The 12043-nt window shown below is 34.9% G+C and carries 12 protein-coding genes and 1 tRNA gene; 6 read left to right on the top strand and 7 right to left on the bottom strand.

Features of this window, described 5'->3' with window-relative positions:
- Nucleotides 1-374 precede the first annotated feature (374 nt).
- Nucleotides 375-448 (top strand) — tRNA-His (locus tag IPZ78_RS01315).
- A gap of 193 nt (nucleotides 449-641) precedes the next feature.
- Here IPZ78_RS01315 and IPZ78_RS01310 read toward each other — a convergent pair.
- Complete coding sequence (locus IPZ78_RS01310; protein ID WP_225551116.1) at nucleotides 642-1202, bottom strand: YqgE/AlgH family protein; 561 nt, start codon at nucleotides 1200-1202, stop codon at nucleotides 642-644.
- Between the two features lie 140 nt (nucleotides 1203-1342).
- On the opposite strand from IPZ78_RS01310, the gene pdxH reads away from it, so the two are divergent.
- The 5 genes from pdxH (at nucleotide 1343) to IPZ78_RS01285 (ending at nucleotide 5912) form a co-directional block, all read left to right on the top strand.
- Entirely contained in the window at nucleotides 1343-1996 is a 654-nt protein-coding gene (gene pdxH / locus IPZ78_RS01305) for a pyridoxamine 5'-phosphate oxidase (RefSeq protein WP_225551115.1), read from the top strand.
- Nucleotides 1993-2490, top strand: a complete 498-nt coding sequence (locus IPZ78_RS01300) for an NADH-quinone oxidoreductase subunit C (protein ID WP_262903818.1) — start codon at nucleotides 1993-1995, stop codon at nucleotides 2488-2490. The genes pdxH and IPZ78_RS01300 overlap by 4 nt, the downstream gene beginning before the upstream one ends.
- A 1-nt stretch (nucleotide 2491) precedes the next feature.
- Nucleotides 2492-3685, top strand: a complete 1194-nt coding sequence (locus IPZ78_RS01295) for an NADH-quinone oxidoreductase subunit D (protein WP_225551114.1) — start codon at nucleotides 2492-2494, stop codon at nucleotides 3683-3685.
- A 282-nt stretch (nucleotides 3686-3967) separates the two neighbouring features.
- Nucleotides 3968-4498: a hypothetical protein gene (locus IPZ78_RS01290; protein WP_225551113.1), complete on the top strand. Its 531-nt coding sequence runs from the start codon at nucleotides 3968-3970 to the stop codon at nucleotides 4496-4498.
- A gap of 88 nt (nucleotides 4499-4586) precedes the next feature.
- A complete protein-coding gene (locus tag IPZ78_RS01285; RefSeq protein ID WP_225551112.1) occupies nucleotides 4587-5912 on the top strand; it encodes a PDZ domain-containing protein in 1326 nt (441 codons plus the stop codon).
- A 48-nt stretch (nucleotides 5913-5960) separates the two neighbouring features.
- Here the strand turns inward: IPZ78_RS01285 and IPZ78_RS01280 are convergent, their stop codons facing one another.
- From IPZ78_RS01280 to IPZ78_RS01255, 6 genes are all read right to left on the bottom strand, one after another.
- Nucleotides 5961-7523, bottom strand: coding sequence for a carboxylesterase/lipase family protein (locus IPZ78_RS01280; protein WP_225551111.1), 1563 nt, complete (start codon nucleotides 7521-7523; stop codon nucleotides 5961-5963).
- A gap of 182 nt (nucleotides 7524-7705) precedes the next feature.
- Nucleotides 7706-9094, bottom strand: a complete 1389-nt coding sequence (locus tag IPZ78_RS01275) for a Gfo/Idh/MocA family protein (RefSeq protein ID WP_225551110.1) — start codon at nucleotides 9092-9094, stop codon at nucleotides 7706-7708.
- Between the two features lie 210 nt (nucleotides 9095-9304).
- Nucleotides 9305-10456: a molecular chaperone DnaJ gene (gene dnaJ, locus IPZ78_RS01270; protein WP_225551109.1), complete on the bottom strand. Its 1152-nt coding sequence runs from the start codon at nucleotides 10454-10456 to the stop codon at nucleotides 9305-9307.
- Nucleotides 10457-10467: 11 nt separating this feature from the next.
- Nucleotides 10468-11112: a nucleotide exchange factor GrpE gene (locus IPZ78_RS01265; RefSeq protein WP_317197562.1), complete on the bottom strand. Its 645-nt coding sequence runs from the start codon at nucleotides 11110-11112 to the stop codon at nucleotides 10468-10470.
- A gap of 39 nt (nucleotides 11113-11151) precedes the next feature.
- Nucleotides 11152-11832 (bottom strand): cell division ATP-binding protein FtsE, encoded by a 681-nt coding sequence (locus IPZ78_RS01260; protein WP_225551108.1) that lies wholly within the window; start codon nucleotides 11830-11832, stop codon nucleotides 11152-11154.
- Nucleotides 11833-11837: 5 nt separating this feature from the next.
- Nucleotides 11838-12041, bottom strand: coding sequence for a fructose-6-phosphate aldolase (locus IPZ78_RS01255; RefSeq protein WP_225551107.1), 204 nt, complete (start codon nucleotides 12039-12041; stop codon nucleotides 11838-11840).
- Nucleotides 12042-12043: the final 2 nt, after the last annotated feature.

Below are 12043 nucleotides of genomic sequence, written 5' to 3'. Positions count from 1 at the left end.
ATTGTACTTTCATATCGTTTTTTGGGTGCACCTCAATTTACAAAAAATTGAGGACAAAAAACATAAGCCCCGCCATTATTTTTTAATGACGGGGCTCTTTAATTAACAGACCTTTTTAGACAGCCTCTTTTTGTTTATGGGTCTATTCATCGAATTAGTTGCTAATTGAGTGTAATGATTGCATAGAGTTACTTTTTACTTGCAGGATGTGTCCAGATAGCATATAGAATAAAACTTCCTTTATCCTTCAATTCAATAGTGATTTGTTAAAATAGTTTATTTAAAATTTATTTGATTGATATACATTGTATTGTGTTATAAAGCAAATCTATGTTTTTGAAATTTTATCGTATTTACTATCTTTGCACCACACGGTAGGTATAGCTCAGTTGGTTAGAGCATCGGTTTGTGGTACCGAGGGTCGTCGGTTCGAGCCCGATTACTTACCCAAAAAGCTTCAAGGAAACTTGAAGCTTTTTTGTTTTATCTAAAGCCTTTATTGTACTATTTTGTTAGTGTCCAATTCGACCCAAGGACTTATGTTGTATTGGTTGTCAATCTAGTTACATAGTAAAGTACTCGTTGGTATTTATTATCTCATTTTTTTAATGTTTTAATTGAACTTTTGATAGACACAATTGTTAATTAAGATTAGGGCTTTTGGGAAAATTTGCTACATGCGCATATTTAGGACCTAAGCTTATTAAGGCCTGTTTCCACAGGTCTTCACCATCGGTAATGAAAGTTAGCTCTGTACTGAATCTATTGTGTACAGCCCAAGAATTTAAATTTATTTCATCAGTAAGTTGACCGTCTGCCCAACCAGAATACCCCAAGAAAAATTTGATTTCATCACTTGAAAGTGTCCCTTTATTAATTAATTCAACGGCTAAATCGAAATCACCACCCCAATAGATATCATCATAAATATGTGTACCATCTTCTATTTTGTCAAATGCACGGTGGATGAAGAATAAGGCATTATCCTGAACAGGACCTCCCAAATATAATGGGAAAGGCGTAATTATACTATCCATTACATCAGATAGCAATAAGTTAGAACGGTGATTTAAGATTATTCCGATTGTCCCATCTTCATTTTGCTCACAAAGTAAAACCACAGAACGCTCGAAATTTGGGTCCAACATAAAGGGTTCGGACAGTAACAAACTCCCTTGTTGTGGTGTATCTGCATTGAACATAGATTGTTTCTCTTTTAAGTATAATTAAAACTACAAAAAAAATGATTACTTGATTAGAAAAATACATTTTTTTAATCGACTTTGTAGGTAGATATTTATAACGCTTTTAGTAAGTTTGTGATAAAGTTAATTCAGAATTCATGTCGATAGAGCATAAAGATATAGCGGCGATTCGAGAAGATTATTCAAAGGGCTCTTTGTTAGAAAGTGATACCCTTGAAAATCCATTAGAACAATTTCAATTGTGGTTTGAACAGGCATTGGCTTCTGATGTATTAGAGCCTAATGCAATGGTTCTGTCTACAATTAATTCGGGAGGTTTTCCGTCTTCACGTGTCGTACTATTGAAAGATTTGAAAGCAGGAGGTTTTAGTTTTTTCACCAATTATTCGAGCCAAAAAGGGCAAGATATAGCGCGAAATGAAAAAGTAAGCTTACTTTTCTTTTGGGGAGAGTTGCAACGGCAGGTGCGTGTTGAGGGAACAGTCAGTGTTTTAGCTGAGGAAGATTCGAATGATTATTTTTCTTCGCGTCCCAAAGGAAGTCAGATAGGAGCATGGTCTTCTCCACAATCTCAGATAATAGCAGATCGATCGGTGCTAGAAGAGAGGGTAGCTGCAAAGGAAGTTGAATTTGAAGGATTAAGCACTATTCCTAAACCTCCGTTTTGGGGAGGTTATTCTATACAGCCAGTGCGTATTGAATTTTGGCAAGGAAGAAGTTCCCGTCTGCACGATCGTATTGTGTATTGCAAAGAAAATGATGTGTGGATTAAAAATAGATTAGCTCCATGATAGAAAATTTAATTAAAGACTTACAGTCACGCTTTGGCGAGTCAAATATTAAAGTGTATGATGGGTCAAAGCAGGATACGCTTACTATTGACTTGTCTGTATTGCTCGAACTGTGCCATTATTTACGAGATAATGAGCTTTATTATTTTGATTTTCTAGCCAATATTACCGCAGTAGATTATCATCCAGACAATAGATTTGCTTTAGTCTATAATTTAGCATCACTGGTATATCAGACGCAATTGTCCCTGCGTGTTGAATTATCAGTCGAGAATAGAGATAAAGATAATCTACCCGAAGTTCCATCTATCTCTCGTATTTGGCGTACCGCAGATTGGCATGAACGGGAAGCATTTGATTTGATGGGGATATATTTTACAGGGCATTCAGATTTGCGACGCATCCTACTTCCGGACGATTGGGAGGGATTCCCATTGCGCAAAGATTATGAAGATGCTGATTCGTATCACGGAATTCCTATAAAAGGTGAGTAATATGTTGGAGAAATATAATCAAGGGTATCAACAATATATCGATAGAATAGCCAGTGTAGGATCTACAGAAATGGTTATTAATATGGGGCCGCAACATCCATCGACACACGGGGTATTACGTTTGGAGCTGATTACGGATGGTGAAATTGTCAAAGAGGTAATTCCACATTTAGGTTATTTGCATCGTTGTTTTGACAAACATGCAGAATCCATGAATTATGGAAAATCTATTCCGTTTACAGATCGACTGGATTATTTGTCTTCGATGAACAATAGTCATAGCTTCGTAATGGGAGTGGAAAGGATGCTGGGAATCGAGGATAAATTACCTAAGCGTGTTGAATACATACGTGTATTGGTTTGTGAATTGAATCGTATCGCCTCTCATCTAATTGCGATTGGTACTTATGGTATCGATATTGGTGCATTTACACCTTTTTTGTGGTGTTTTCGAGATCGCGAACATATTATGAATATGCTGGAATGGGCATCAGGATCTCGTATGCTATACAACTATATTTGGGTAGGTGGTTTGTTTTATGATTTGCCAGTCAATTTTGAAGATAGATGCAAGGATTTTGTGAAATATTTTAGACCAAAATTGGATGAGTTGGATGAAATTCTTACAAATAATGAGATTTTTATTCAGCGTACAGCAAATATTGGTGTATTACCAGCTGATGTAGCTATCAATTACGGTTGTTCGGGGCCTATGTTACGCGCTAGTGGTATTAAATGGGATTTAAGACGTATAGATGGGTATTCTGTATATCCTGAGTTGGATTTTGAAATTCCAGTAGGTAAAGGATTGATGGGGACGTTAGGAGATTGTTGGGATAGGTATAAGGTTCGTGTGGATGAGGTGAGGGAGTCTTTGAAAATCATAGATCAATGTTTAGACAGATTGATGTCGGATTTTGCACGTTTGCCAGATTTTGATCCTAGAGCTCTAGTGCCTAAAAAGGTTAATTTGAAAGCGCAATCTTATTATGTACGTGCTGAAAATCCAAAAGGGGAATTAGGCTTTTACTTCGAAACGCAAGATAAAACAGACGTTCCAAGACGTGTTAAGGCGCGTGGTCCAAGTTTTAATAATTTGTCAGTTTTACCTGAGCTTGGAAAGGGAGTTTTGATTGCAGACTTAATTGCGATTTTAGGATCTATTGATATAGTCTTGGGGGAAGTAGATAGATAGTGAAAGAAAATGCAAAAAAACGCATAAATAATTTGCATAGTAAACTAAAATTTGTACTTTTGTAGTCTCATAATTTAAGTTTATAATTGGTTAATAGGAGAGTCTACAACAGCCCTGTTGTAGGCTCTTTCTTTTTTACTAGAATATTATTTAATCAGTTGTATTTGTAACAAATCTTTTTTTTCGTTATTTTTCTTACTAATTGTTGATACCTGAAAAGGATTGCTTTTCTCGTGTTAACTGTATTTCTAATTCTATCTAAGAAAACTAAAAAATTAAATTATGAAGAAGCTGTTTTTAATCTCATTATGCCTTACATTATCCTTGTCATCATTTGCTCAATCGCATTCTTTTAAAATAAATGAATATGGCCACCTAAGATGGGAAAAAGTATTTGGAACCAATATTTCCCAAGAGCGTGTGTTTAGTTATTTAATTTCTTTAGGTTATTTTAAAGATATAATTATAACCAATAATTCTTTCTTTGGAAGGTTTGTAGATATTCCTACAACTTACAAGGGCATGAATGTCTCTTGGATAAAATTAAACTCAGATTTTAAACATTCGTATTTGACAGGAGGCGTACTTGTGGAGATGAAGGAAGGGAAATATAAGGTGACTTTTCAAAATATGACTTTATTGCGCAATATTGAAGTGAAGTCAGATCGTATTTATAATAACAAAATAAAATTAGATTTACTTTTTGTGGATGATAATAAAATAAATTCCAAGTTTGTAGAAGAGTCAGAGTTACTTGATATAAATTTTATTAGAATTTTTACAGTTCCAAAAGATGTAGATTCAGAATGGTAATAATATCCTTCTATTTATTCAGAATTGAGAAAGTATATTTTGACAAGTGATGCAATTATCTGATTAATGTCAATTGATATAAAATTTTATGCGTGCTTTATTTATTTTGATATTTATAATATCCCTATGCGAGCAACATAGTTACGGTCAATTTTGGCAAATTTCTGATGAGAAAAGGAACAAAGCAATTCCATTTGAATTTGTAAATAATCTAATAATTATTGAAGTAATTCTAAATGATGAGCCATTATCGTTCATACTTGATAATGGGGTTAAAGAGACGCTGTTATTTGGTGAAATTGATTCACTGCGATTAAGGAACACTTCATCATTTGTGTTTCAAGGTTTTGGTATTGGAAAGCCTATTAACGGGTTAATTTCTAAGAATAATAAACTACAAATAAGTAATGTTGTAGATACTAGCCATCATTTGTATGTCATAACAGACACTTCATTCAATTTGTCCAAGAATGTAGGTGTTCATATACATGGGATATTAGGCAGTTCCTTTTTTAGGAATAATGTTATCGCTATTGACTACGTTAAAAATAAAATAATTATAGCAAGGCGTGTAGGGGATTTGGGGATTAGACTTTCAAAATTCAAAGAGTATCCTATCGAGATAGAGAATGACAGAGCATATAAATCTGTTCATTTTCGAACAAAGGATAGTGTATATAATAATCAAAAAGTGCTTTTGGATCTGGGTAATTCTGATCCAATGATGTTGTTTCAAGATGAAATTGATGAGTTTAATGTCTACACACCTTATATTAGAGATTATTTGGGGTATGGTTTTAGTGGTGAAGTATTTGGGTTAAAAAATAGAATCCAATCTGTTGTTTTAGGGGATTATACAATTAAGAGTCCAATAGTATCTTATCCTGACACGAATAGTTATGATCGAAATAGAATAGCAAAGAATAGAGTAGGATCAATAGGTAATCAGGTTTTGAGTCGATTTTATCTTGTTTTTGATTATACAAATGACAGGCTGTACCTTAAACCAAATAAAAACTTTAATAAGCCGTTTACTTTGGATATGAGTGGTCTGGAAATTGTTCATGGAGGGTTCGAATTTGTTAAACATCGAAAGACTGATTTTACTAAAAATGAAATTAATGGGGCTAAAACTATTAATTTCAGTACTGAAGTAAATTATATCATAGAGTTACATTCTAATTATGTGATTGATCAGGTGCGACGGCACTCTCCTGCAGAAAGGATAGGCGTTAAAATAGGGGATAAATTATTGAAGATAAATGGAAGTAATGTTGGAAAAATGAAATTGCAACAAATCAAAAGTAGATTACAAGCAGGTCAAGATAAAAGAATTAAAATACAGGTTTTGCGTGAGAATAGAATTCTAAATTTTGATTTTAAGCTGGAAGATCCATTATCATCCGAATTGTAATAATTAGTTGTGAAAGTATAATTCTCACAACTAATTATTGAAAAGTAGTTATTTTGTTGGTCGCATAAAATTCATTAGCACTTTGTCGTGATTGTAAACGATTCTGCTTTCGTTATCAAAATACATCGTCGTACCTTTCTCTGCAGTATATGGTTCCCAATTTGGTAAGATCCCTTCTGCATTTGGATTTCCTGTTTTAGTGAAATTGATCCAAGCGGTACTCATTTTTTCAGAAATTGCCCATGCTTCTGCGGTATTTCCAGTCCAGTCAGGTCTTAAATTTACATTATAGAAAGCTAGAGGTATATCTAGACCATGGAAAGAGCCTTTAGAATTATCTTCCACACTGCTTTTCCAAGCTAAAAAATACGCATATACCGGTGCTGTAGTTTCTTTGGAGCGTGCGTCTGCAGTACGTATGGTGTATGGTCTAAATACTACATCTACAGAAAGTAAATCTTGTGGTGTAAAATCTGGATAGGCAGCTTTGTATAATTCTATATATTGGTCTGTTTTCTCTCCATAGGTCTTTTCTAAGCGTTTTTTTGCTTCTTCTAAAGTTAAGTTCTTTTCAGCATATGCTACAGGCATCATTTCATTCAAAGTAGATCCAATCATGATAGGTATATTTTTTGAGATGTCCGCAAAGCCAGGGCTAAAAGGTTGTTGTAATAATACATCTCCATCAGCCGAAGGAGCAAAGCCAAACATCATGGAAGAGCCAGGTATACGAGGTCCGCCATTTAATTGTTGTATTGCCTCATTCCCTGCTTTCACAAGTCGGAAATAATCCACAGTGTCCAGTTTGTTAAGCTCACTGTTTCCAATTTTTAGTTTTTCTAATACAGCTTTCCCTATTGCTTGCGATTTTTCTTTATTCATCGTATTCACGATGGTCCCACTTTGGATTATTGCTTTATGAAATAAACCTTTTGCGGCAGGCATACACATCAATGTACCGACTTTGCCACCTCCACCAGATTCGCCCACAATCGTTACATCTTCAGGATTTCCTCCAAATTCGGTAATATTGTTTTTCACCCATTCTAATGCTTTTACAATATCGAGCATTCCCGCATTTGCAGAATGCGCATATTTATTATCAGCAGCAGACAAGTCTAAAAATCCTAATATGTTAAGCCGATGATTAACGGAAACAAATACAATATCACCTTTTTTTGCCATGGCTTCACCATAGGTCATTGGGTCATTGCTACTTCCTACAAAAAACCCACCACCGTGCAACCAAACCATTACTGGCCTTTTTTTCTTGTCATTGATACCCTGAGTCCACACATTGACACTGAACAGATTTTTTTCGTCCATGGTAGAGTCTGGAATCCATGCTACAATTTGTTTGGCTACAGGTCCGAAGTGATTACATTCTAATGTGTCTGTCCATGCATCAGGTGATTCAGGGGATTGAAACCGTTCTGCTTTAGCATATGGAATTCCCTTAAATGCAAAAACCGTGTCTTGATAAGTTCCTTTTACGATTCCATGTGTAGTTTTAACCACAGGTTCAGTTTTACCATTGTTAGCATTGCATGCTGATACCAAACAGGATGCAAATAGTACAAATAAACCAAATAAATAGTTTGATTTTTTCATAGGAATAAGTTTATGATTTTCAATTGGTTATTGAATTGCAAGTAATGAAAAAACGAGAGGAAAGAATAGCGTTTTTTAATAAAATAGGGGTAATAATGTAAAACCCGTAGTAAATTGATTATAAAAAAAATACCTCAAAATTGTTTTGAGGTATTTTCCAATTATTGAATTTAATAATAGATTTAACTTTTTGCTGGTTTAATGGTCGTAAGATCACCAATTTTAATTGGTTTCTTTTGTTCAATACTTTTTCGTGCTGCGATTCCGACTAAAATAGACATGACACCATCTTTCAATCCTGCGGTATGACGATAGGGGTCTGAAGCATTTGGTGATTTAAATAAATAATCGTGCATTCGTTTGTCGCCACCACCATGCCCACCACGTTCTGCGATGACGTTAATCACACTATAATCTTCCCCGTTTTTATATAATATAACTGGATCTGATGTCTGGTCATCGGCCAAATTTTGGTTCATTTCTTTTGCATGTAAATCTTGCTGATTAACCTGTTCATTTTTTAAGAATGGAATATCCAACCAAGCTTCAATACGTCCTTTATGACCATTAAAAGCTATTTTCCAGCCCTCATAAGGTGAATATGTAGTCAATGAATAATTGACTACCGCATTATTTGCATATTTGATCTGAGCAGACATTTTATCGTAAATATCGATTTCATTTCTATAGACGCATCCATCTCTGAAGTAACCATCATGCTTTTCATTATCTACATACAATTTCATGTACTGATTTGACTTTGTAATATCCCAATAATATTTACATGAATTTTTATGCACACAAGTTCTGCAGTTTGTACCCCTGAAAGGTCCGTTTTTGCCATAATGATCTAAAGAGCCATACGCAAAAACTTCTTCAGGATCTGAATCAAGCCACCAATTCAATAAATCAAAGTGATGCGTAGCTTTATGCACCCATAAAGAGCCTCCTTCATTCATCAATCCATGCCATCTTCTGAAATAGGATGCGCCATGATGTACATTGAGATACCAATTAAAATCAACGGATGTTACTTCACCAATAGCACCATTCTGAATAAGCTCCTTTATTTTTGTCATATAAGGGCCCCATCTATAATTGAAGCCAACGATTAATTTTTTATTTGATCTTTTTTCCGCATCGATTATTTTTTGACATTTTACTTCATCGGTTGTCAATGGTTTTTCAGTAAGCACATCACAGCCAAAATCTAAACCTTTAACAATGTATTCATCGTGATCAGAATCTTTCGTACAAACAATTATTAAGTCTGGTTTTTGATCCTGCAACATTTTATTAAAATCTGTATACGTATTGCAATTGACCTCCATAAATGATTTCGCATACTTTAATCTTCCTGAATTAGTATCGCATAAACCGACAAATTCTAATTTATCATTGTATTGATCAATTAGTCTTTTGCCCCAGAAAGTTATTCCTCGGATTCCAGTTCCGACCAATACAACCTTAAGTTTCTTAGATTGTGAAAATCCAGTTAGGGGGCTCGTAATTGCTGCACCAGCTGCTAGCATACTCAGAGAGTACAAAAAATCTTTACGTGAATGTTTCATAAGATAGGTTTTTATAAAAATATAACATTAACTTCTAATAAGTCAATGCTTTAATGTAAAAATTATGTCTCATTTGTGTGTATTCGATTATATCAGTAAAAGATTGTTGATTGGAAAATGTATAGATTTATTACAAGTCCTAGAAAATAAAAATCCCTCAAAAGATTAAAACTTTTGAGGGATTTTTTGATTGAATCATGTATATACTTCTTATTCGAAGTATTCTTTTATTCTTTCGAAGAATGATTTCTCACTCTTACCAGGTTGCGGTTTGAAATTAGCCGAACTTTTTAATTTTTCTAGAATATCTCTTTCTTCAGAAGATATTGCTTTTGGAGTCCAAATGTTTACATAAATTAGTTGATCGCCTTTATGATAAGAATTAACTTCTGGAATACCTTTACCTTTTAAACGAAGAATTTTACCGCCCTGTGTTCCTGGATCTATTTTGATTTTAGCTTTACCATCGATAGTTGGAACTTCAACACTTGTACCTAATGCTGCGTCCGCAAAATTGATGTATAAATCATAAATAACATTGATTCCATCACGTTTTAAACTCTCGTGAGGTACTTCTTCTACCAAGATAATCAAGTCTCCAGGGATGCCTCCACGGGGAGCAGCATTACCTTTGCCACTCATCGATAATTGCATACCTTCACTTACTCCAGCTGGGATATTGATTGCAATCGTTTCTTCACCTCTTTCTAATCCATCACCTTTACATGTTGTACATTTAGCCGTGATTTCTACACCTTCACCATTACATGTAGGACAGGTGCTTGTTGTCTGCATTTGTCCCAAGATCGTATTGGTGACGCGTCTTACGGAACCAGCTCCACCACAAGTTTTACATGTATGGAAAGAAGCCTTATCTTTCGCGCCAGAACCATCACAAGTATGACAAACAATTTGTTTGTTTACTTTGACTTTTTTCTCTACACCTTTAGCAATTTCCTCTAGGGTCAATTTAACTTTAATGCGAAGATTTGTGCCTTTTTGTACACGACGTCCAGATCGTGAACCTCCACCACCACCAAAGAAACTTTCGAATGGATTTCCGCCACCAAATATATCGCCAAATTGACTGAATATGTCATCCATATTCATACCACCCCCAGCGCCACCAAAACCAGCAGAGTTGCCAGCATGACCAAATTGATCATAACGTGCTTTTTTCTCTGGGTTACTTAATATTTCGTAAGCTTCTGCCGCCTCCTTAAATTTCTCTTCTGCTTCAGCATTATCCGGATTTTTATCCGGGTGATACTTAATGGCTAACTTACGGTATGCCGATTTTATTTCTGCAGCGTCAGATTGGCGTGAAACACCAAGTACGTCATAATAATCTCTCTTTGACATTTATTTAATTATTATTGTCCAATAACTACTTTCGCGTAGCGGATCACTTTATCATTCAATGTATAACCCTTCTCTACAACATCAATAACTTTGTTCTTCATTTCTTCTGTAGGTGCAGGGATAGCAGTAATCGCCTCTTGAAAATCAGCGTCGAATGTTTCACCAACTACAGTCATCTCTTTCAAACCTTCGTTTTCTAAGATTTTTCTGAATTTGTTATTAACTAAATCAACACCTTGTTTTACAGATTCTACATCTTGAGCTGTAGCCATAGCATTCAAAGCTCTGTCAAAATCATCTAATACTGTTAATAGTTTTGAAATTACACCTTGACCAGCTGTTTGTATTAATTCGACGCGTTCTTTCGAAGTGCGTTTTTTATAGTTGTCAAATTCAGCAAATAAACGTGCAAATTTGTCATTAGTTTCAGCTAATTTATTCGTAAGGATTTCTTCTTGCGAAAGCTCAACTACTTGCTCTTGTGTCGTCTCTTTGTCTTGATTGTTCTCGTTTTGCTCTAAATTCTCGTCTTGGATATTCTCTTTTTCGTTCATCATCACACTATTTTTTAGATATTTGAATAGCTCAAATACTTTTACCAATAATTTTGCCATTATAAAAATATCCGACACCTTGTCAGTAATTGCTGGATGCATACTTCCAAAATGTCGGATTGTATAAATTTTGTCAGTCTTTTAAATACTTACATTGTCGTGTAAAGCACCATCTGCTGTTCGAAGGATACGTGAAGGCATGTTGCGAATGATTTGGTAATCATGCGTCGCCATCAACACTGCGGTGCCCGAAGCAGCGATATCACGAAGTAATAGAATGATTTCTTCAGAGGTGGCTGGGTCTAAGTTACCTGTCGGCTCATCGGCTAAGATAATTTCAGGGTCATTTAGCAAAGCTCGTGCAATTACAATACGTTGTTGCTCACCCCCCGAAAGTTCGTGAGGCATTTTATGTAATTTAGAACGTAGGCCTACTTTTTCCAACACATCAATCATTTTGTTTTGAATTAATTTCTTGTCAGTCCAACCGGTGGCTTTTAACGCAAATTCTAAATTTTTCTCAACAGTCCTGTCGTTCAATAAATGAAAATCTTGGAATACGATACCCAACTTACGTCGTAAGAATGGTACATCATTTTCGCGTAATTTTTTAAGGTCAAATCCAGCTACAGCACCTTCACCATCTGAAATATGCAATTCTCCGTAAATAATTTTTAACAATGAACTTTTACCAGATCCTGATTGACCTATCAGATAGATGAATTCTCCATTTCCGATCTCTAAATTGACATTGGAAAGAACTAAGTGTTTTTGCTGATATATATTTACGTTTTTTAGACGTATAACTGTGTTATTTGCCATTTATATTAAAATTCAATTTTCTTAATTTGACCAAAAGGTAGCTCTTCAACGATCTTCATAATCTCTTCTGCTTTGTCTTCAAGACCTATTTTTACGAGAGATTTGTCTGGTCTATCTACTCTGAAATATGCCAACAAAGTAAATGAATCATCACGTAATTGTACATAATCAGGGATTTTAGCTACACCTTTTACTTTTATCACATACATAG

Origin of the sequence: Sphingobacterium bovistauri, from assembly GCF_020295405.1 — a bacterium.
Classification (GTDB): Bacteria; Bacteroidota; Bacteroidia; order Sphingobacteriales; family Sphingobacteriaceae; genus Sphingobacterium; species Sphingobacterium bovistauri.
Note: the sequence above shows the minus strand (reverse complement) of the source record. Positions and strands in the feature narration are given on the sequence as shown.